18 protein-coding genes and 1 pseudogene are annotated in these 21,868 nt (G+C 68.6%); 14 read left to right on the top strand and 5 right to left on the bottom strand.

Going from position 1 to position 21,868, the window contains the following annotated elements:
* Positions 1-145 precede the first annotated feature (145 nt).
* Complete coding sequence (locus tag M2271_RS19335) at positions 146-316, bottom strand: hypothetical protein (RefSeq protein WP_280888504.1); 171 nt, start codon at positions 314-316, stop codon at positions 146-148.
* 132 nt (positions 317-448) lie between these two features.
* Here M2271_RS19335 and M2271_RS19330 point away from each other — a divergent pair, with 132 nt between their 5' ends.
* A complete protein-coding gene (locus tag M2271_RS19330; protein ID WP_280888503.1) occupies positions 449-3,628 on the top strand; it encodes a hypothetical protein in 3,180 nt (1,059 codons plus the stop codon).
* 16 nt (positions 3,629-3,644) lie between these two features.
* Here the strand turns inward: M2271_RS19330 and M2271_RS19325 are convergent.
* Positions 3,645-5,095: pseudogene (locus tag M2271_RS19325) on the bottom strand (NF041680 family putative transposase).
* Positions 5,096-5,926: 831 nt separating this feature from the next.
* Positions 5,927-6,700, bottom strand: a complete 774-nt coding sequence (locus M2271_RS19320; RefSeq protein ID WP_280888502.1) for an ATP-dependent DNA ligase — start codon at positions 6,698-6,700, stop codon at positions 5,927-5,929.
* A 210-nt stretch (positions 6,701-6,910) separates the two neighbouring features.
* Here M2271_RS19320 and M2271_RS19315 point away from each other — a divergent pair, with 210 nt between their 5' ends.
* The 5 genes from M2271_RS19315 (at position 6,911) to M2271_RS19295 (ending at position 13,347) form a co-directional block, all read left to right on the top strand.
* Positions 6,911-8,263, top strand: a complete 1,353-nt coding sequence (locus tag M2271_RS19315) for a site-specific integrase (protein WP_280888501.1) — start codon at positions 6,911-6,913, stop codon at positions 8,261-8,263.
* Positions 8,260-10,092 carry a hypothetical protein gene (locus M2271_RS19310; protein ID WP_280888500.1) on the top strand — a complete coding sequence of 611 codons (1,833 nt, stop codon included), beginning with the start codon at positions 8,260-8,262 and terminating at the stop codon, positions 10,090-10,092. The genes M2271_RS19315 and M2271_RS19310 overlap by 4 nt, the downstream gene beginning before the upstream one ends.
* Positions 10,089-12,275 (top strand): hypothetical protein, encoded by a 2,187-nt coding sequence (locus M2271_RS19305; protein ID WP_280888499.1) that lies wholly within the window; start codon positions 10,089-10,091, stop codon positions 12,273-12,275. Before M2271_RS19310 ends, M2271_RS19305 begins: the two co-directional genes overlap by 4 nt.
* The gene (locus tag M2271_RS19300) at positions 12,272-12,769 is read left to right on the top strand and encodes a hypothetical protein (RefSeq protein ID WP_280888498.1); all 498 of its coding nucleotides are present in this window, start codon (positions 12,272-12,274) and stop codon (positions 12,767-12,769) included. The genes M2271_RS19305 and M2271_RS19300 overlap by 4 nt, the downstream gene beginning before the upstream one ends.
* A 92-nt stretch (positions 12,770-12,861) precedes the next feature.
* Positions 12,862-13,347, top strand: a complete 486-nt coding sequence (locus tag M2271_RS19295; protein ID WP_280888497.1) for a hypothetical protein — start codon at positions 12,862-12,864, stop codon at positions 13,345-13,347.
* Positions 13,348-13,395: 48 nt separating this feature from the next.
* On the opposite strand, the gene M2271_RS19290 is transcribed toward M2271_RS19295, so the two are convergent.
* Entirely contained in the window at positions 13,396-14,325 is a 930-nt protein-coding gene (locus M2271_RS19290; protein WP_280888496.1) for an ADP-ribosylglycohydrolase family protein, read from the bottom strand.
* Between the two features lie 140 nt (positions 14,326-14,465).
* Entirely contained in the window at positions 14,466-14,645 is a 180-nt protein-coding gene (locus M2271_RS19285) for a hypothetical protein (protein ID WP_280888495.1), read from the bottom strand.
* A gap of 260 nt (positions 14,646-14,905) precedes the next feature.
* On the opposite strand from M2271_RS19285, the gene M2271_RS19280 reads away from it, so the two are divergent.
* The 8 genes from M2271_RS19280 to M2271_RS19245 all read left to right on the top strand — a co-directional run.
* Entirely contained in the window at positions 14,906-16,141 is a 1,236-nt protein-coding gene (locus M2271_RS19280) for a PP2C family protein-serine/threonine phosphatase (RefSeq protein ID WP_280888494.1), read from the top strand.
* 249 nt (positions 16,142-16,390) lie between these two features.
* The gene (locus M2271_RS19275) at positions 16,391-17,833 is read left to right on the top strand and encodes a site-specific integrase (protein WP_280888493.1); all 1,443 of its coding nucleotides are present in this window, start codon (positions 16,391-16,393) and stop codon (positions 17,831-17,833) included.
* 140 nt (positions 17,834-17,973) lie between these two features.
* A complete protein-coding gene (locus tag M2271_RS19270) occupies positions 17,974-18,186 on the top strand; it encodes a hypothetical protein (protein ID WP_280888492.1) in 213 nt (70 codons plus the stop codon).
* 69 nt (positions 18,187-18,255) lie between these two features.
* Positions 18,256-19,647 carry a hypothetical protein gene (locus M2271_RS19265; RefSeq protein ID WP_280888491.1) on the top strand — a complete coding sequence of 464 codons (1,392 nt, stop codon included), beginning with the start codon at positions 18,256-18,258 and terminating at the stop codon, positions 19,645-19,647.
* On the top strand, positions 19,644-20,312 hold the full coding sequence (locus tag M2271_RS19260; RefSeq protein ID WP_280888490.1) for a hypothetical protein: 669 nt from the start codon (positions 19,644-19,646) through the stop codon (positions 20,310-20,312). The genes M2271_RS19265 and M2271_RS19260 overlap by 4 nt, the downstream gene beginning before the upstream one ends.
* Positions 20,284-20,763, top strand: a complete 480-nt coding sequence (locus M2271_RS19255; RefSeq protein WP_280888489.1) for a hypothetical protein — start codon at positions 20,284-20,286, stop codon at positions 20,761-20,763. The genes M2271_RS19260 and M2271_RS19255 overlap by 29 nt, the downstream gene beginning before the upstream one ends.
* Positions 20,764-20,891: 128 nt before the next feature.
* A complete protein-coding gene (locus tag M2271_RS19250) occupies positions 20,892-21,209 on the top strand; it encodes a hypothetical protein (RefSeq protein ID WP_348539176.1) in 318 nt (105 codons plus the stop codon).
* A gap of 107 nt (positions 21,210-21,316) precedes the next feature.
* Positions 21,317-21,868 (top strand): transposase (locus M2271_RS19245; RefSeq protein ID WP_280888651.1); only part of this gene is annotated, 552 nt, incomplete at its 3' end.

Below are 21,868 nucleotides of genomic sequence, written 5' to 3'. Positions count from 1 at the left end.
AGTGACGCCATCACGGCCCTGAAGGAGCTGGAGATCTTCCAAGACGACAGCGAACCCTCTCCGCACGCCGACTCGGCGAGAGGTTGGAGGGCCTCGTGCCCCAGCACCCGCTCGGAGACTGAATACTGGCCCCCTGGTGGGAGTTTCAGCGCCGGTCGACCCAGGTGATGACGACCTGAAGTACAGGGTGGGCCAGTACGTCGATCACTCCTGTGGCGATGCCTGACAGGATCGCTTCAAGCACGTAGCGCTCCTTCTTCGGCCTGGTGGGGGAGGAGGGCTGTTCGGGCATGTCGTGCGTGGTTGTGTTCGTCATGGCGACGAGATTGCGGATCGGTTGAGCATGCTGCGCCGTCGCATACCGAGATATGGGGCAAAGCTGCAGGCGAGGGCCGATATGGTCGGATCTCCGGAGCGGATCCGGACCGGAGAAGACCGGAGGTGTGGGTTGTCGCGGAACCAGGAACTGACGTCGGCCCGGGCGCAGTTCGCCAAACGGGTCCAGGACCTGATTACGACATCAGGCTTGACGCGTGAGGAGTTCGCGAGTCGCGCCACACAAGTTGAGCGGACGCTGCCCCACCCGCCGAGGAGGGCGCCGGTCTTCAACGAGAAGCGGCTTGGGGAATGGTGCGCTGGCAAGCATGTGCCCAAGCAGCGTGTGGTGGACACACTCGTTTACACGGCCGAGAGGGCGCGCAGGGAGCAGGGGCTTTCTCCACTGCAGGTCGGGCCGCACGTCCTGTCGATCGACCGGTGTCGCGAGTTGCGTCAGAAGGCTGAGGAGGAAAGGGCCACGGTGGCCTCGGCTCCGTCCCTGACACCAGAGGTGGTGCCCGCCAGGTTGGGATTGCCACTCGATCACCTCGACCCGGTTCAGAATCTGCAAGTGCACCAGGCCATTGAGGTTGATCGCCGTACGCCGTCCACCGATGGGCCTGGGCGGCTGCCGCAGTACGTACGACGTGCTCATGACGGCCGGCTTCAATACGAAGTGGCTCAGGCGGTGGCCGGCCAGAGCCGTCTGGTGGTGTTGGTGGGGGACTCATCGACCGGCAAGTCCCGGACCTTGTGGGAAGCCGTCACTCGATTGCCGGCGGGGTGGCTGGTCTGGCGGCCGAGTGACCGTGCCGATCTCCTGCAGGGGCTACGGAGTCAGCATCAGCTGTCCCACACCGTGCTCTGGCTCAATGAACTCGAGCGCTACCTTCTCCCCCACGGCCAACCGGACCCCGGCGGACGGGCAGCCAGTGCCTTGATGTCGGTGATGCACGAGGCCGGCCGGGGACCCGTACTGGTCCTGGGCACGCTGTGGCACAGGCACCACACCACTCTCGCTCAGCGTCCCAGCGACTCCCAGCAGCACGACCCCCACCAGCAAGCACGCACGTTGCTCGACGGTTCCGCCCTTACCGTGGCTGAATGCTTCACCCCCGAGGACTTGAGCACGTTGCAGGGCCTCGCTGCGGACGATCCGCGACTGGCCGAGGCCTTGGCCAACGGCGGCAGCAGGATTACGCAGTACCTCGCCGGAGCCCGCGAGCTGGTAGCCCGGTACGAACAGGCATCACCGGAGATCCGCGCTGTACTTGACGCCGCAGCTGACGCCCGCCGCCTGGGACACGGCGAGTTGCTTCCGGAAGTCTTTCTCCGCGCGGCAGCCAGCTCGTACCTCCACCTCGACTACTGGCGGACCCAGACCTCGCAGTGGCGGCAAACGTGGTTCGAACGCGCCGTGCACGCCACCGATCAGGCATGCCGGGGAATCCCGGGCCCTCTCACACAGGAAATAGCTCCCCCCGGTCAGCCGAACTGCGCCGAGCCTCTATACCGGCTGGCTGACTACCTGCAGGCTCACACCGCGCGCACGAGGTGCGGTGCGTGCCCGCCGACCGGCTTCTGGGCTGCCGCGGCTGAACACCTTACGGAGCCGGCTGTTCTCATGTCGCTTGCCCGTGCCGCCCATCAACGTCAGCGACTGCAGATTGCAGACCGCCTCTATCAAGCGGCGGTGGGGTGCGGGCACAACGATGCGTTGTACGACTTGGCGCTGTTGCGGGAGGAGGTTGGCGACCACGACGGCGCGGATGGTTATGCTCTGCGATCTGTTCGTCATGGCAGTGGACGAGCCGTGTCCGAAGTGGCTGAGATGCGGGAGGACGCAGATGACTGGAGAAGGGCCGAGCGGCTCTACGTGAAGGCCGCTCAGGTCGGTGACACGTGGGCTCTGTGCTGTCTGGCAGGGTTGCGACGGGAAGCAGGAGACTGGGCCGAGGCTGAGCACTACGCCCAGCATGCCGCCGCGCTGGGCGACACCCGCGCATTACGCGAACTCGCCACCCTGACCAATGACCTGGGCAGCGCTGAACGCTTCGCGTTGATGGCCGCCGACCAGGGGGACACACTCGTCCTGAGAACGCTCGCCCGACAGCACGAGGCGACAGATCCGAGGAAGGCAGAGCGACTGTACCGGTCTGCTGGGGACCGCGCAGATGGCGAGGCTCTGCGCCGCCTTGCCACGATGCGTCAGCAGAGCGGGGACGGAAGCGGTGCCCAGAGGCTGTATCACGAAGCTGCCGGTCTCGGCGATACCGAGGCCATGCAAAAGCTCGCACTGAGGTACAACGAGGCGGGTGACGCGCAGGCCGCGGATCGAATGTACCGTCGGGCAGCCGAGCACGGGGACATGCTGGCTCTGGGGATTCTGGCCTCAAGGCGGGAGAGGGTCGGGGACCGGGAAGGCGCCGAACGGTGCGCCCGGGAAGCCGCCAGCCAGGGGGCCAAGGATGCTGTGTGGCTCTTCGTGCAGGAGCGGGAAATGGGCGGCGATCCCTGCGGTGCCGAGGATTATGCCCAATGCTGCGCGCGCGAGGGCGATGCCACGGTTCTGTGGTACCTCATCCAACGACGTGAGTGGATGGGGGACCGGGACGGCGCCGAACGTTTGTACCGCTGGCTCGTCAACCGGGGAGAGCCCAGCGGAGTGCTGGGCTTGCTGCGACTGCGTGAATGGGACGGGGACCGCGAGGGCGCCGAGACCTACGCCTATCAAGCCGCCGGCCAAGGTCACCCCGAGGCCTTGCGACTTCTCTTCGAATTGCGACAAGCGGCAGGTGCCGAGAAGGATGCAGAGCGGCTGGCGCACGAGGCAGCCGCTCGAGGCGACACGGCCCCCTTGCTGAGCACAGCGAGTCAGCGTGAAGAGAGCGGGGATCGAAAAGGCGCTGAGCGGCTCTACCGGATAGCTGCGGATCGAGGCAACGCCAAGGCTCTCCTGGCCTTGGGCCGGCTGCGTGAGGCGGTCGGGGACCACGATGCAGCCGACGAACTGTACTGCCAGGCGGCGGAAGATGGCTGCCGGTGGGACGTGCATCTCCTTGCTCTGGGCCGTGAGGGTGACGGGGACCCGGAAGGCGCTCTGCGTCTGTACCGGAAGCTCGTCGACGATGGAGACCCCTGGCCTCTGAGGTGCCTGGCGCGGATTCAGGAGGTAGACGGAGACAGCGAGGGAGCCGAGCGTCTTTACCGCCGAGCGGCTGACTACGGGGATGTGCCGTCAGAAATAGCACGACAGCGCTGGCCGTTCGGGCTGGATGCGAGCGGCAAACCGGTTGAGCGATGGTGGTGAAGTCTGAGCTTGGCGTTTATCCTTGGCGGGCTTGGTGTTCCTTGATCGACTCGGCACGTTTGACGGTCTTGCCGACGTCGTGGCGCTTGGCTCGGTGCTTGTTCTTCGAGCCGGGCGGCCGTCCCGGGCCCGGCTCAGACGGTTTCGGTGCGGCTGCCGGACGGGCGCCGCCGTCGCGCGGACGTTGCGAAACCCCCGGCGGACGCGGGCGGGAGTGAGGCGGCGGGGCTCGGCGGGTCGCTCCCAGGGACGGCGCAGGTCCTCGGTGAGGGGGCGGGCGAGGCGGAGCTGGGTGTGGGCGGCGATGATGAGCCAGGTCCACAGGTCGGCGCTGTCGGCGTGGCGGATCTTCGGGGCGGTCCAGCCGAGCGTCTGCTTCAGGAGCCTGAAGGTGTGCTCAAGATCGAATCTGCGGAGGAAGGACTGCCACCAGCGGTCCACGTCCGCCGGTGTCGTGGCGGTGGCCGAGCACCACAGCCAGACCGGTTTCGGGTCGCGGTCGCCCGGCAGTCGCTCGACCTGCAGCCGTACCAACGTGCCGTGCAGGACGGGCAGTTCCTCCTTGGCGTGGTCCAGCCATGGGCCGCGGTGGGTGAGTCTGGGGTGCATCCGGTCCCAGGCCATCGTCTGGGCCTTGCCGTAGCGCGTGGTGTCCGTAGCGGTGGTGACGTCGGGCTGGTGCCAGCTGTCGGGCTTGGCGAAGGTGAGGACGCCGCCGTGCCGACGGGGCCGCCCGCCCTTCGGGCCGGAACGTGCGGGGCCTGCGTCACGGAGCATGACCCGGTCCGAGCGCAGGCGCCCGACCAGCACGACGGGCAGGTCGGCCAGAGCGTGGGAGAGGTAGGTGACGTCGTAGCCGGCGTCCATCACGATCAGGATCTCCAGGTCGCCCGGCCGCCAGTGCCCGGCGTGCGTCAACCGCTCGACGACGTCGCGCAGTTGGGTGGCGGTGGCGAGCGTCGCGTCGTCGGCGGGCCCCAGGCGCACGGCGTCCAGCAGCGCGACCCAGGAGGTGCGGCCTGTGGACTCCAGCGCGGCAACGAAGGAGTGCGGCCAGCCCGGAACGAACTGGTCCGTCTTGCGGTCGCCACGTCCGTAGACGTGGCAGAACAGCCGGTTGTCGCTGGTCGGGGCATCGGGGCGGAGCCAGTTGCTCACGTCCACAGCCAGCACGATCCGCCCGTCGGCCGCCTTCGGCAGCGGCAGGCCGGCCAGCGTGCGGCGCAACCGCGTCGGCTCCAGCCAACCGCGGTCCAATGCCGCGTACAGCGCGCCATGCCCGCGCCGGTGCTCGATGGCCAGCGACAGCTCGACCAGAGTCTGCACCGGCCCGTCCGCGCACAACACCGCGTCCGTGAGCTCGAAGAGCGCGTCCCGGCGAGCGTAGAGGCATTCGCAGAACTCGACCCGAAAGCGGGACAGGATGCCCAACGCGTCGCCTGCGGGCGCGTCGACCGGGAGACTCATATGCAGCGGCCGTTCTCTCGTGCTTCGTGACTCGACATCTCGAAGCGTGGAGAACGGCCGCCCCTGCTGTCCCGGGAAGATCCGCAGATCAGCAGGTCGGGTGGCCCGCGAGGATAAACGCCAAGCTGAGTAGCTGTTGTCGTTCCGATCTTGAGGGGTGGGCGTCGAACGGGAGTCTCGATCGGGTGGTTGCCGTCGGCTGCGGGCATGAAGGCAGGGCCTCTTGGTAGCTCGGGGTTGCGAAGCCAACCGAGATCCAGGAGACCCTGTTGCCGCAGTTGTACGTGCTCGCGCCGGTGGAGTTCAACTCGGCTGCACCGACGTGTGATTGTGTCGCTCACCGGTTCGGAAACGCGGCCGATCACCCGGAACGTGTTCGGCGGTGTCCGTCGGCAATGACGGACGCGGAGTGTGCCGTGGTCCGGCCGCTGCTGCCGGTGCCAGGCTGGCTGCGTGGCCGGGGAGGGCAGCCGGAGGCGTACTGCCACCGGGCGATACTGGACCAATGCCACGTAGTTAAGGGCGAGTTGGCGGTGTCAAGCCATCAGGGAATGTGATCTTGTAGGTGCTCGGTGCCGTACGGATGAGCCGTCCGTTTCGGGCCCAGTAGCAGAGTTGCGCGTTGAAGCCGCTGAGGATGCGTCCCGTAACGGTGAGGCCGAGGCGTTGTGCGATCTCACGGGCGTGCATGGACTGGTTGGAGTTCATCGCCAAGATCTGGCAGACCCTGTCCCAGCGGCCGGAGTCAGCCCTGTGTCGGGCACGCGTTGCCGGGGGTCGGGGCGCGCTCAGCCGGTTGTGCGTCGGCGGGGCCGCCGCGCCCGGCCGCCGTCAGTGCGGCGGTGACGTCAGGCGGGGGACGTCGGCGGGGGAGAGGTCGGGGCGGGCGCGGTGCCAGTGTGCGGGATGTCGCCACCGGCCGGAGGCATCGCGGGCGACGTCGACGCCGACTTCCACCACCAGCCCGGGTTCCACCAGCGTGACGTTCAGCTTTTCCTGGCTGCCGCACCCGGCGCTGAACGACCAGCCTGTCCACGGATGACCGCGCCGCCCCGGAGCGAGCAGGCCGGCGACCGCCGCACCTGCCGCCCGGGCGAGGGTGGTGGTGCGGCCGACCTGCTGAAAGCGTCCTCCGTCGTCGTACCTGCCGAGCAGCAGCGTGCAGGGAACGGCCAGAGAACCGGTGACCGCGCCGACGACCGCCTCGGTCGTCTCGCGCACCTTGTACTTCAACCAGCCCCTCGCTGACGGCTCGTAGGCTCCGTCCAGCCGCTTATAGACCACCCCCTCCATGCCGACCGCCGCCCACGACAGCCACTTGCGCACAGTGTCCGGATCCGTGGTCGACGGGCACAGCGCCCACGGCGCCGACAGCCGCCGGGTGGCGAACACCGACTCCAGCGCGGCCCTGCGCCGCCGATACGGCCACCCTGTCGTGTCAGTGCCGGACAGCCTGAGCAGGTCGAAGGCGACGAAGTGGATCGGCCACTCGGCAGCCGCCCGGGCTGCCCCAGCGCCGCGCCGTTGCAGCCGGTTTTGCAGCCGCTCGAAGGCGAGCCGATCCTCCTCCCACACGATCAGCTCGCCGTTTATGTGGGCTACCACATCTGTCTCATCAACGGTCTTCACTCGACGGCAGATCACCAGCGTGAGTGGTTCCGAGGTGAGGGGAAGGCCCTCGTGCCTCAGCTCCGGGATGGTTAGTGGAGCCGGACTCAATGTGGTGATCGAAGCGGACGGGGCGGTGTTGTGATCACGGATCTGTGCGCGACGAGCCGGGACCGGTTGGAGAGCTGCCCGGGTGCGGCTGGCCCGGTGGCCGTGCTCGACCGCGTAGGTGTCCGCGACGGTCAGCCGTTCATTCTGGGAGGGGACGGATCGTATGACCTGCAACTGAACCGGTTTCTGCGTGAGTTGCCGAGTTGGGGTGTGCGTGCCGAGAACAGCGTGCTGGGTTACGCCCGGGACGTGATGCTTTTCGTCCGGTTCTTGGAGACCTCGCGGTATGGCAAGCCGATCTGGGCGTGCGACGGCGATGACCTGCGGGCTTACAAGCGGGTGCGGTTGTGGTGTGGCGGGCCGGGTGCTGTGTCGGTGGGGACGTGGAACCGGTCGGTGGCGGCGCTTGACAAGTGGGTGGCGTGGTCACTGGATGCCGGGTTGTTGCAGCGGGCGCCGTTTCGGTACGTCGACAAGACGGTGATGACGCCTGCCGGCCCTCGCAGGGTCCACGTGAACGCCGAAATGGAGACAGATCCGCAGGACGAGCCGCTGCGGTTCGTGTCCTTCGAGGACTACCTGTTGTGGCGGAACGTGGGACTGCGCGGGGAACTGCCGGAAGGCGGCGCTGATCCGTCGTGGCGAGGCCGGCACGGCGAGCGCAACGCCCTGTTCGCCGATGGGCTTGTTCACAGCGGGATGCGGCTGGGCGAGGGGGCCTGTCTGCTGGTGCCGGAGGTGCCCCCACCGGGCGGGCCGGGTGAGTTCCGGGTAGCGGGGGCGGTGGCCAAGCGGCGCAAGGGCCGCCGGGTGTTCCTGCCGCCGCGCAAGGTGCGCCAGTTTCACCACTTCCTGGCCGTGGAGCGCGACGCGATCGTGGCCCGCTGCTCTGCCGAGGGCCGCTTTACGCCTGCGGCCACGGACCGGACGGTGCTCCGCACGGGCCGGTATGCGCTGGTGCTGGACGGCGGTGCCCGAAACTGGCCGTACGGGCGTATCGGCCCGGCGGAGCGGCGCCGTCTGGTGAGGCGCACCGGGGAGCCGCTGTGGTTGTGGCTGGCCGATGACGGGCGGCCGCTTGAGTCAGCCGCGTGGCAGGCGGTGTTCCGGCGGGCGAACGCGCGGTGTGCTTCGTTCGGGATCGAGATCGAGGTGCATCCACACACCCTGCGGCATACCTATGCCGTGTACATGCTTGGGCTGTTGCTGCGGCAGACGGTCCGGGCGCTGGGTCGCCCGCTGGACGGGCCGCTCTCGCACGCCGAGTTGCGGCGGCTGCTGATCGGCAATCCGATGCGGACCCTCCAGTTGCTCCTCGGCCATGCCCGGGAAGCCACCGTCTACGTGTATCTCGACGTGCTGGACGAGGCGCAGGAGATTGTGCTGGCCGCGCTAGCCGAGTGGGACGCGCAGAGCGTGGCGCTGGAGCGGGCCGGAGAAGCATCGTGAGCCGGCGGGTACGGTTTCCCGCGCCTGAGGATCTGGCGCCGGAGCCGGAGGCGGTCCCGGCGGTGGGTCCGGTGGCGTTCACCGCGGTCTTCTCTGGCGGGGTCGAGCGGTGCTACGACTTCTCCGCGCTGGCGTGTCCTCGGCTGGTGCGGCACCTGGCCCGGGCGCTGGCGGGCCTGGCCGGAGTGGAGAACCGCCACAAGTACGTGGGCACGACAGACAGCTACGCCCACACGCTGACCGAGTTCGTCACCCACCTGGCGCAGGCCACGGACATGTCGGGCGACATGGATCTGGAGGACTTGCTTCCGGAGTACCTGGACTCCTTTGAGGCGATCTTGGCTGCCCGGTACGGGGAGTCCAGCACCACGCCGTATCTGCGAATGCAGCAGGTGGTGAAGCTGTTGCGGCTCGTCCAGGAGGAACACCCTGACAGGCTGGGCATGGCGATGCAGGCCCGGCTGGGCTTCACCACGGTCCAGGTTGGCCAGGGCCGCGGCCGGCCGCTGGATGCCTACCCCGATGCGCTGTTCGAGGGGGTCCAGGCTGCGGCCCTGGCCGACGTGCGGGCAGCCCGCGACCGGATGCTGACCGGTGAGCAGCTGGCGACGGCTGGCCGAGATCCGGTCGGCGGGGGCTGGCACGGCTGGACCCGGGAAAACGCGGCGTGGCACATCGCCCACCGCGGACCGCTGACGGGAGCACTGCGCGCCGAGCGCGGCGCCATGGACAAGATCACGGAGCTGGGCGGAATCGGCAGGCTCAACAGCCACTTTTTCCTCACGGCGCACGATGTGCTGGCGTTCGTGGTGCTGCTGATGTGCCAGACCGGCCTGGAGCCGGAAGCCGCGTGCCGCCTGTCGGCCAATTGCCTGATCAACCCGGCCCGCGGGTATGTGAGCATCGCCTACGTCAAGAACCGGTCCCACGGCCAGTCCCGCAAGACGCTGCGGGTGACCGACGGCGGTGCCGTGCACCAGCCCGGCGGCCTGATCCGCCTCGCCGTGCGGCTCACCGCTCACGGCCGCCGCCTGGCGGCCACGGACCTGCTGTGGGCTCACGCGCTGCGCAGTGGGGAGGTGATCGCCACCTTCGGCCGTCACCGGGCCACCTCCCTAGGCCCGGTCAAGCAGGCATTCCTCGAACGCCACCAGCTCACCGCGTTGTTCGAGGCATCCGGCGAAGAGGCGTCGCTGAACCTGCGGCGACTGCGCAAGACCTACAAGTCGCGCCGCTACCAGCAGACCGGAGGAGTGCTGGAGGACTTCGCCGAGGGCCACAGCCCCCGGGTCGCGGCCAAGCACTACGCCGACATCGAAGCGCACCGTCCGCTGCATGAGGAAGCCGTCGAGAAAGGGCTGCGCGAGGCGTTGGACGCCGCAATGGAAGCGCCCGTCGTCCTCGACGACCAGGGCCGCCGACTGGACAGGTCGGCGGCCGAACTGCCTCCCGATGAGGTGGCGGTGGCCCTGTCCGGGGACAGCGACGTATGGCTGGCGTCCTGCCGTGACTTCCACGCCTCGCCGTTCGCCCGCCGCCCGGGCTCCGGCTGCCCGGTGGCGGTGTGGGGCTGCCTGGAGTGCCCGAACGCGGTGTTCGCCACCCGGCACCTGCCCGCGATTCTCAGCTTCGCCGCATTCCTGACTGCCCAGCGTGAGGCGATGACGGTGCTGGAGTGGAACGCCCGCTACGCACTGGCCTGGGAACGGATCATCACCGGCATTCTGCCGCAGTTCACCGGCGAGCAGCAGGCCACCGCCCGGCTCATCGCCGAAGGCCACGATGCGGCCCTCCACCTGCCCGGCCAGATCCTTCAGGGACTGACGTGACCTCCACCGCCACGTCCGCCGTTCCCGCCGAGCCGTCCGGTCCGGACCGGCCAGCGGCACCCGGACCTGTCCCGGACGACGCACTCGTGCTGCCCGACCATGTGCTGGCCGCCGCGGCCCGTCCGGGGCCGGGGCCCCGCTTCGCCGACCCGGTCTGGGACGTGGGCCCGTTCCTGCCGCGCAGCAAGAGCGAGCGCACGATCGTCTTCACCTCGGTGGCCGACCCGGTCACTGCCTTGGTGCTGCGGGAATACCTCTACTCCCGTCTGCGGCGTGGCAACTCCTCCCTGGTTCGGCGAGGACCGATGAAGCTCACCGGCATCTTCGGGGCCTTCCAGAAGGCTCGGACCGTCATCACCACCTTTCAGGCGGTCGGCGCCCGCCGACTCAGTGAGGTAACGCCGGAGCACCTGCAGGCCGCGCTGGAGCGCTGGCAGAGCGTCTCGGCGGAGGAGGCGGCGCTACGGGTGACCGCCGTGAAACATCTGTTCGCCCACGGTCCGTTCCTGACTGCCGACCGGCTGCTGGTCAACCCCTGGCCCGGCCGCTCCGGGCACGCGGTGGCCGGAGTGGTCCGCGACGCGGAGAACACCACCGAGCGCATCCCCGAGGAGATCATCGCTCCGCTCGTGAAAGGCGCCGTCTTCTACGTCACCACCGCCGGACCCGACATCCTGGCCGCCCAGCGCGAACACGCCGAGCTGAGCGCCGCCCATCAGACACCGCGGTCCTGCCGCGGCAACGGCTCCGCCCGGACCCGGATCGAGGCATATGTGGCCGAGCTGCGTGCCACCGGCCGCGGTGTTCCCGCCCTGCCCGCCCGACAGGCCCTCCGACACCCGGGCGTCCCAGCGGTCGACGGAGTGCTGCAGGCGCCCAACGTCGCGCTCGTCGCGCGCCTGACCGGGGTGGCCGCCTCCGCAGAGGTCCGCCGGTACCTCACCGAGGCAGCTGCCGAGCTCGGCTACCAAGTCGGAGGCCTGCGTACCGCGATGTCGAGCTGGCCCGGCAGCGGACGCCCGTGGCGGCCGGGCCTCGGCCCACTGGAACTGGCCACCGAAGTGGTCCAGATGCGCACGGCCTGCTGGATCGTGATCGCGTACCTGTCCGGAATGAGGGACGCCGAGGTCCGGGAGCTCGCCCCCGACTGCGCGTTCACCGAGGACGGTCCGGACGGCCGTATCCGCCACAAGCTGCGCGGCCGGGTCCTCAAGGGCCGCAAGCTGACCGGCGAGGAAGCCGAATGGGTCGTGCTCGATGTTGTCCACCGAGCCGTCGCGCTGCTCGCCGCCGTCAACGACGACCCGACCCACCTGTTCGCCCACAAGGGCATGACCAGCAACAGCCTTGTCCTGTTCGGCTCGGTCAACAGGCGCCTGAACGATTTCCGTGACCACCTCAACGAGCTGTTCAGCACCCCGGACACCCCCTACGTGCCGCTTCACACGGCCGCACCGGCGCCGGATAACGACACGCCCGCTCACGACGAATCGGAGGGTGAGGAAGGGGAAGAGGAATGCGTGCCGTGGCGACTGAACACCCGGCAGTTCCGCCGCACCCTGGCCTGGCACATCGCACACCAGCCGTTCGGCGTCGTCGCGGGTGCCCGGCAGTACCAGCATGCTGAACTCGCCCTGTTCGAAGGCTATGCGGGCACCTCTTCCTCCGGGTTTGCCGCCGAGGTCGCCGCCGAACGCGCCATCGCCCAGCTGGACTACGTCGAGGACCTCTACCGCGACTGGAACGACGGCCACCGCAACAGCGGCGGCGCTGCCGGCCGCGTAAATGCCGAGTTCGACCGCATCCGCCGGGAGCTAGGCGACCTGCCCGGCATCATCGCCAGTCCCGCTCGGCTACGCATCATGCTGCAGCACCTGACGAAGACCCTTCACCCAGGCATCCTCAACGACTGCTTCTATCAGCCCTCCACCGCTCTCTGCGCAAAGCGAGCCAAGCACGCGGGCCGCCCCTTGCCGCTGCTGACCATGTGCCTGACCTGTCCCAATGCCCGCCGCTCCAGCGTCCACCTCCCTCGTCTGACTACCGCCCGTGCCCAGGCCCAGCGCCCGCTCGACGCCCCGGCAGGGCTGTCCCGCCTCCAGACCGCCGCGCTGACCACGCACATCGCCGACCTCGACCACGCCATTGCAGAACTCACCGCCACCGGAACCCCCGACGCATGAATGACACTTCGGCACTGCGGTTGCGACACGCCCTGGAACACGCCGGCATTCCCGTGCGGCCGGGCACCGACCAGGCTGTCGTGCACGCCTTCGAGCGGATCGTGACCGGCAGCCCCGAACACACCAGCGGCGCTCTGTCTGTCTCCACGCTGTGCACGGAAGCCGGCATCTCGCGCGCCACCTACTACCGCTCACCCCTGGCGAAGATCATCACCGGACTGCTCCGGACACCGGACGCGCCCCGCCCGCAGACGGACACCCTGACGGCGGACATCGCCCGCCTCAAGAAGGCCGACCGGACGCTGCGTTCGCAACACGCGGCCGAGCAACGGGAGGCGCGCGCAACCATCGCCGCCTACGCCAACCACATCCAGGCTCTGAGCCTGCGAAACGCCGAACTCGAAGCGGAGAATGCCACCCTGCGCGAAGCCCTCCACCGCGGCGGCTCCGTGGCCTCCCTCCCCGTGACGCCTCGAATGCTGCCGCCGGAATGACTGCCGCGCCTCTACTTCCTGCGAGGGCTTCTATGCCCTTGATCAGGGAAAATAGGGCTGCCTTGAGGTCGGGTGCCGGGCAGTATGACGGTGTGGCTGATCTCCTGTGGGATGACGTGAAGTGCTTCTTCGATCCGGACCTGATGGGATCGCTACCGGACGTGAGTGTCCCTGATGCCTCGAGGAATAACTGGCAGGAGGTACTGGATCTCGTCGTGGAGAAGGGCTGGAAGTGCCAATACTCCGAAGGAGAGAGGGTGCTTCCCCTGCCCCGGGCGGAGGCTGCACTGTCTCGACCAGCGGATACGGAGTGCCCGAGCCTGCGTGTCTGGCTGAGAGCTGATGTGCTGGCGATCTTCCGCTTCTACTCAGACGAGGAGATCGATTTCGACGTTGATCTGCGCGAGTTGCAGGGGCAGGAGCGACTTGAACTGTTCTGCGGCTTCTTGCGGGAGATCGGGCGGCGGTTGGGTAAGCCGGTGCTGATGCACCCGGAGGGTGCCCATGGTCATCCGGTGCTCGGATTCGATGTCGAAGCAGATCGAGTCGTCCTCCTTGCGGAGCCACTGGTCAAGTGACTGCGGCTGAGGGCCGGAGTTCGTGGAGAGTGCGGAACAGCACCCGGTTCAGCCTCCGAGGCGGTGTGCAAGGTTGAGTAGATCTGGCGCGTGCAGCACCCGTCCGTCGAATCCTGGGAGGGGGACACGGAGCGGTTGGGTCCAGCGGGCGGGGATTGCGTCCAGCCCGTAGTACGCCCCTGCGAGGCCTCCGGTCACCGCGGCGACGGTGTCCGTGTCACCGCCGAGGTCGATCGCCGCGCGTATCGCGTCTTCGAAGCTGGTGGTGGTGCGCAGGGCCCAGACGGCTGAGCCCAGACAGGGCCAGACGGCACCGTTGAACTCGGTCGCGTGCTCGGGGTGCCAGTCGGGCGCGAGGACGGTGGCGTAGCGGCCGCGGTGGTCGGGGTGGACAAGAGCCAGGACGTCCGGGAGCGCGGCGAGGGGGTCAATGTCCTCGAACGTGACACGGATGAGCTCGTGGAAGATCGCGGTGCCTTCCCAGGCCGCGCGGTCCCCGTGGGTGAGGGCAGCGATACGGCGGGCCGCCTCCATGGTGGCTTCTTGGCCGGCGGCCGCGAAGTGAACTGCGGAGGTCGACGCCCGCATCAAGGAGCCGTTTCCCGCCGCTCGTTGGTTGACCTGGAAGTGGATCGCGGCGGCGAGGTCCCAGGGCATGCCGTTGGTCAGGACGTCTTCGGTCTGCAAGCCGATGTCCTTCGGCTCTGATGCCGCCCACCGCTGGAAGCGGGCGAAGATGTCCGGCAGATCCAGCCCACCCCGCTCCAGCAGCGACTCCGCGACCAAGACGGCCATCTGCGTGTCGTCAGTGGCCTCGCCGGGGTCCCAGCCACCACCTCCGCACATCTCGCCACCGGCACCAGGCGCGGGAAACCGCGCAGAGAACGCTCCCTGGGGGCCAAACTCGAAGGGGGCGCCCAGAGCGTCGCCCACCGCTGAGCCGACGACCGCGCCGGCCGCTCGCTGAATCCGCTTCATTCGCGCAGGTTATCCGGGCCGTACCGACGGCCGCACGGCCCGATTGCCTTCCTCGGCTTCCCGAACCATCGGAGGCGAACGCGTCTCGTCTACGGAGGTGCACCGCCTGAGACACCTTGGGTCTGAGACACCCGTACAGGTCACATAACCCCGTCCATCGCGGTTGCGTCCGGCAGCTGCGCGGCCCCGGCCACGACTTCCGGAAAAGCCGACCCCATTTCGGTGCCGCGCCTGGAGCGCAGCACCACCCGGCCCGCGTCGACAGAGACCATGGCCCTGAACCTGTCCTTCTCCAGACTTTGCCATGTCTCATGAGCCATAGACCCCTTGATATGGACTGGGGCACCTGTGATCGTCTCGGCTTTGCTGCCCAACAGCGGGGCAGCGGCGGCCACCCCTTCGTCGAGTTCGCGACTGGAGCATTCGCGACGGCTGCGTCAGCGAGTGGACGCCGGGAAACAAACTCACTTCCGTGAACACATAACGCCATGATCTGTACTTATTGTTACTTTTCATGGGTTGACGCTCGCCGTGGTGATTCTCTTGCTGGTAGGCGGGGCGGGTGGAAGGAACTGCGGTCATGAGTGGTGGGCAGAGTGGACTTTCCCGGTTGCTGACGGCAGCGGAGACGGCCGCGCCGGTGGATGCGGTGGACGTGATCGCGGAGGACCTGCGGCGGCGTTTCGAGGCTACGAAGGTCTCTTTCCTCATCGTGGACCTGACAGGGAAGGCGGTGGCGCGGCTGTCGACCGCCCCAGCGGAGGACGGGCGGGAGGTGGAGCGGATCCCCTTGTTCGGCAGCGTCTACGAGGAGGTGATCCGTACACAGCGGCTGTATCAGGAGGCGACCGGTCAGGGGCAGCGGCTGATCGTGCCGGTCACCAACCGGGGGGATGCGATCGGGCTGCTGGAGCTGCTCCTGCCTGCCGCACCTGGCGAGGACGTCCTGGATGAGGTCGGGGAAGCCGCCCATGTCCTGGCCTACATCGTGATCGCCAACGGGCGTTTCACCGACTTCTACACCTGGGGGAAACGCTCCAGGCCGCCCACCCTGGCGGCAGAGATCCAGTACCAGCTGCTCCCCCTGTCATTGTCGTGCGAGGCGGCGCAGTTCACACTGTGCGGGAGCCTGGAGCCGTCCGAAGACCTCAGCGGCGACACCTTCGACTACACCCTGGACCGGGACGCGCTGCACGTGTCGGTGACCGATCCCATGGGCCACGACATCGACGCCGCCCTGGCCGCCACAGTATTGGTGAGTGCCCTGCGCGGCGCCCGCCGAGCCGGAGCCGGCCTGGCCGAACAGGCCCACCGCGCCGACCAGGCCCTGGTCGAGCACGGCCAAGGGCACGCCACGGGGCAGCTGCTGCGCATCAATCTCCGCACCGGGAGGGCCCAGCTCGTCAACGCGGGACACCCCTGGCCGCTGCGGATGCGTGAGGGCGCTGTGGAGGTGATTACCTGCGAGGTGGACCATCCCTTCGGGCTGTCCGAGTTCGCGACCCTCCCCTACCGCGTTCAGGACCTCGATCTGCGCCCCGGTGACCGTCTGCTCCTGTTCACCGACGGCATGGTCGAACGGCACGGGGAGAGGGTCGACCTGCGCGCCCTGCTGGAGCGCACCCGGGGCCTGCACCCGCGGGAGACCGCGTTGATGCTGACGTCCGCAGTCCGTGACGCTGCCGGCGGCCGGCTCGAGGACGATGCCACCGTGATGTGCCTGGACTGGCACGGTCCCCAGGAGACCCAACGACACGTCAGCTCCGGCGCGGACGCCCAACAAGCCTCAGCCGGCCGCACAAAGCAGCAGCCGTGACCACAGTGCTCTCTGGGCAGTGCCGGGCTGCCGCTGAGCGGCACGCGTCGCGCCTCTTCCTGGAAGCCCGACCTGCCGCCCTTCCCCGGCCGCTGCGGGCGGACCCGAATGAGACATCACGAGGCGTCTGGAGAACCGTCCCACTTGGGTTATGCGCTGTTGAGCTGTCCGCGGCTATCGTCCAGCGTCATGTCGATCACAGGGTGGCGGGTGCACTTCACTCGGCGGGACCCGGCGTGGCCAAGGGAAGTGACTCCATTCATACGGGAGTTCAGTGTGCTGTTCGACGGTCTGGATCAGCGGCTGGATGACCTGGGCGTGCCCGAGGGGCAGCCGTTCCTGATGAGCCCGGCGGCCGAGTACGACGTGGCCTTGAACCGCTACTTCTCGGTGTGGCTGGCATCTTCACCGTGGAACACTCAGGCCGCGCATGCCCGGGACCTGCGTACATACTTCGACTTCCTGTGGTTCGGGCGAGGCCGGTGCGACTGGCGCGACGCGACGATGGACGATCGGGCGGCGTACGAGTGGTGGCGTCGTCGCGACGACTCCGGGCCCCGAGTGGAAGACACCAGTTGGGACCGGGAAGTCTCTACGGTCAACCAGTTCTACCTGTGGGCGATCGAGCAGGACCTCGTACGAGCCAACCCCGTTCGCCAGCGCGCATCTGTGGCCTGGTCGCCGTGGCGCCGCGGGGCTGACGGGAGCTCGGTGCGGCAGGTGCCGGCTGAGGCGTCGCACACGGGGCCACGGCGTGAGGTGAAGTGGTTGCCGCCGAGGTCGTACCGGCTGTGGCGCAACGTGGGCGTGAGCGGATTTGACGCGAACGAGATGCCGAGGCGGGCATTCCGGGGCAGGTGGGCGGCGCGGAACGCAGCGTACGCCGACTCGATGATCCGCACAGGTTTGCGGCTGTGCGAGCACTCGGCGCTGACGGTGTTCGAGTTGCCGGAGCTCCCGCCGGCTGGGTCTGGGATCGTCAACGCGCGGGCGATGCTGCCACACGCCATCTCCAAGGGGTACTCGGGGCGGGCGGTGTACTGGCCGGTGTCCGTGCTGCGGGACGTGCGGGACTACATGGAGTGGGACCGGGCGGAGATGCTCGACTACGGCCGCTCGCGCGGCTTCTACACCCCATCCCGCCGGTCGCTGCTGGTAGAAGACCCGGCCGCGCCCAGAGTAAGGATCGGGGGCCGTTGGGTGCCGGCGGCTCGCTTGGACGCGGCTGAGCGGCGCCGGCTGCTGGTGGCCACAGCGGACGGCGGGTGGGAGCCGGCGATGGTGTGGCTGAACCAGTGGGGCCTGCCGATGACGGTCTCCGGGTGGAAGCAGGTCTTCGCCGATGCCAACGACCGGTGCCGTGCCCGAGGCGTCGGCGTTGCGGCGACTCCGCACATGCTGCGCCATTCCTACGCGGTGACCACGCTGGAGCTGTTGTGGCGGGGACATCTGCAGGCACTGGGCGAGATGAACGAGCAGCAGCGGCTGACGTATCAGCGGGTGTTCGGGGACCCGTTGAACTGGGTGCGGATCAGGCTGGGTCACCGGTCGGCGACCACCACCGCGATCTACCTGCACACTCTGCAGGAGCTGGAGATGCGTACGCGCCTGGAGCTGGTGCCGGAAGGGGCGTGGGAGCCGGCGGGCTTCAGCGAGGAGGGCTGGCTGGAGCGGTCGGCGGTGGCCGCGTGAGCCAGGATTCGCCGCGCGCGGGCCGCGGGCGTGCGGCGGCTGTACCCGAGGGGCTCTATCAGCCGCCACCGGTAGTGGAGGTTCCCGAAGACAGGGGATCGCCGGTAGCGCGATTCACCGGGGAGGACGGGCGCGAGTGCGTGTTCCGGTTCGAGGAGTTGCCGCTGCCGGGGATGCATCTGGACTTCGCGCACGCGCTGGGGGTGCGGATCGGGCCTGGTGGCGGGTGCCGGACCCAGCGGGCGGCGAGCGGCCAGTGGCAGTCGATCAAACGGTTCCTCCTGCTCCTGGGCCAACTTCCTGTTCCGCCGCAGCGGGTGGAGGAACTGCGGGCGCGTCACCTGGAGCGGTAATTGATGTCACGGCGGGAGACGTGCTCGGAGAGGTCTGCTCGCAGAGATCTCCAGGGTCTGCTGCGGATCGTGCGCGCCTTGCCGGGCCAGGACCGGCTGGATCGGACGGCGGCGGACTACGCCGGGCAGCGCGGCCACGGGGTGGATGCCCAGCAGGAGATGCGTTCGGGGTACTCGGACCGCGAGTTCCAGGCCATCATGGCCGCGGCCCGGTCGGACGTGGCGGCCATCCGTGACCGGCTCGCGGCGGGCGAGAGCCTGCTGCGGCGCTTCCTCGAGGCCGCCGATTCCCTGACTCCCGCCGAACGGGAGCAGGGCGTACGGCTGGAGGCGATGGCGCGTACGGGCCGGGTCCAGGTGGACTACCGAGGGCTTTCGGCGGGCGAGTATCCGGCGGCCTGCTACGCACAGGCGCGGCAGCTGTTCGTCATCGACCCGGACCTTGCCCCGTTGTTGATCTACGCGGCCGGGCTGAGCGGCAGGAACCCGGAGACGCTCAAGGAACTGCCCGCCGAGCACCGGCTGCTGGAGGAACGGGCGATCTCGGTGACGCTGACCAAGCGCCGCCGGGGCAAGGCCAACTCCCGGGCGACCGTGCACTGGAGTGTCGATCCGGACCGAGACCTGAGGACGATGGGCAGCTTCTACCTGCTGCTGCACCGGATGATGGCGCGCAGCCGCGCGTTCTCCCATACCGCCTCGGTGTGGTCGATCTGGGCGGGCAGCGGTCGTGGCCGCGCCCGGCATGCCGCGACCGCGGGGCACTGTGGCCCGTTCGATGCTGAGCTGGCCCGCAAGCTGAAGCTGAGGGCGTGGTCCGACCGCCACGGCCTGGTCGGCGACGACGGGGCCCCGCTTGAGATGTTGGTAACCCGGATGAAGAAGACCGTCGAGGCCCGCACGGCCAAGCGGGTCGGCGGGCACCTGCCGTCCGCCCGGCTGACCAACACGGCGCAGACGTCCTTCGCCCATTACCTGCGAGCGGATCCGTTCATCACCGAATGGGCCGCCGACGTGCTGACCGAGGCGATCACCGACGCCGAACACCACGCCCGCGACGTCATGATCCGGCTAGGCGGGGCGGACCCCAAGGCCGTGCCCCAGACCGCACGGAGCAAAGCGGAGGTGGGAGAGCTCGACACGCTCGCCGCCTCGTGTCTCGACATGGAGCACCATCCGGCCGGCGGCCGATGCCGAAGCTCGTTCCTGAGCTGCTTCAGCTGCTCCAACGCACTGGTGCTGGAGCGGCACTTGCCCGCTCTCCTCGCCCTGGTCGACGCCCTGCGTGAGGATCTCCAGCAGCGCGACGCCGGGCAGTGGACTGCCCGGCACGGTACGACCTGGCAGATCCTCACCCGCGACATCCTGCCCCGCTTCAGCCCCGCCCAGCACGCCGCTGCCGCCCAGGGGAAACCTCTACTGCCGCTCGACCTGCTGGACGGCCCGAAGGAAGCCCCGTGACCAGTGCCTTCGAAACCGCCGCACGGCCAACCGCGGTGCCCGGCGACACCCTGGTGCTGGCCGGGCGTCCGCTGCGCGATCACGCCGTCCTGGAGCAGACGTCCCGCTACGCCGAGGATGTATGGGTGCTGACGCCGGCCTGGCTGCGGGCCGACCAGAAGACCCTCCGGCTGGACTTCACGCTTGTGCCGCCTGCGCTGGTCGATGTCGCCAAACCGCTGTTCCTCGCTCTACTCGCCCACGACACCCCGCCAGGGGAGCTGCCCTTGGCGATCGACAGCATCCGCACCTACTTCGGCTGTGCGCGGCGTTTCCTGTGGTGGGTCCACGCCCGCGACCGCACCCTGCGGGAGCTCGACGGTGAGGACCTGGACGACTACCACCGCGAGATCACGGCACTTCGGCTGTCCGGCGGCGCCACCCGATGCAACCGGCGAGCGGTGCGGATGTTCTGGGCCTACCGGAACGTCCTGCCCGACCACCTCGGCCTGGACCCGCTGCGACGGCCCCTGTGGCAAGAATGGGCACGCGTTCACCGCCGCGCAGGCGGAGAGAATCTCACCGACCGCATCCCCGAGCAGGTCGTAGCACCGCTGCTGAGCTGGGCGATGCGCTTCGTCGACGACTTCGCCGACGATGTCCTGGCTGCCCGCGGCAGAGCGTGACGCCATCGATGCCCGGCCGCCCGCCGGCCCTGACCTGCCCACCGCGCTGGCGGAACTGCTGGACGACTTCCGCCGCCGTCGCCACCCCCTGCCAGCGGCACCCACGCGCCTGGCCTCCGCCCGCCGAGGTGAGCCCTTCCCCAGCACCAGCTACCTGGCTCGACTGCTGGGCTATCCCGTTCACCGCCTGGACGAGGCCCGGCCACGACAGATGATCGCGGAGGCCGTCGGCGACGTCGGAGTCGACACGGACTGCCCGCTCGCGCACGCTCCCCAGGGGCGGCTGGAGGGCCGGCCGTGGCTGGAGCGCATCTCGTACTACGACGTCGCCCGCATGGAGCGGCTGCTTCTGGTGTCCTGCTGGATCGTGATCGCCTACCTCTTCGGCATGCGCGACTCCGAGAACGGGGCGGAGTTGCATCTGATGCAGTACTCCGCAGGGTCCAAGTAAGCGCGAAGCGCCAGGTGATGAGCCTCTGCTCAGCCATCCTCTCGCACTGCGCAGGCGATCTACCAGCCACTCTTGCGCTTCACCGATGCCATCCCAACAATGATGCGTCTAACGCAACGGAGGTTGGAGTGGCGAAAGCTGCCGATTTGGCGGGTGCGGCACACCTGATGCTCGTGGACGGGATCTCCTACATGGACCCCGCAGCTGCCGTGTTCGAGGCCATGCTGGAGGGATGGACCAAGCAGCAGCGGGCCCGCTTCCTGCAGTGGGAAGGGACCATCAAGCCGCGGCTGTCGCTGGTCCGCCGGTTCGCCGAGTTCTCCAACCAGTACCCGTGGCAGTGGCAGCCGGCGGAGTTCGAGGCGTTTATCGACCACCTCCGCACAAGGACGCCGACGTTCACGGTGTCAACCTCGATGGGAGTGTCTAATCAACGGCGGATCTGATGATCAAGGAGACGCCAGAGATGACCGAGACTGTTGTCGAGCAGGAGTCCGTCGAGAAGCCGGCGGTCACGCCGGTTCCGGCCGCATCGGATGAGCAGTTGGTCGCGATGCTCGTGGACCGGTCCCGATCCGAGGGGCTGCAGCTGACCGGCGAGGGCGGCCTGTTGCAGATGCTGACCAAGCGGGTGCTGGAGTCCGCCCTGGAGGGCGAGATCACCGATCACCTCGGATACGAGAAGCACGACGCCGAGGGCCGTAACAGCGGCAACAGCAGGAACGGAACCCGGGCGAAGACCGTGTTGACCGACGTCGGCCCGGTCGAGGTGAAGGTTCCCCGGGACGTGGCCGGCACGTTCGAGCCGCAGATCGTCAAGAAGCGGCAGCGGCGCCTGACCGGCGTGGACGAGATGGTGCTGTCGCTGTCCGCGAAGGGGCTCACGCACGGGGAGATCTCCGCGCACCTGGCCGAGGTCTACGGCGCGGAGATCTCCAAGCAGACCATCTCCACCATTACCGACAAGGTGATGGAGGGTATGGCGGAATGGTCCAACCGCCCGCTGGACCGCGTCTATCCGGTCCTGTTCGTGGACGCCATCAACGTGAAGATCCGCGACGGCCAGGTCGCGAACCGTCCGATCTACGTCGTCATGGCCGTGACC

The sequence above is a fragment of the Streptomyces sp. LBL genome (assembly GCF_029893585.1).
GTDB lineage: Bacteria > Actinomycetota > Actinomycetes > Streptomycetales > Streptomycetaceae > Streptomyces.
Note: the sequence above shows the minus strand (reverse complement) of the source record. Positions and strands in the feature narration are given on the sequence as shown.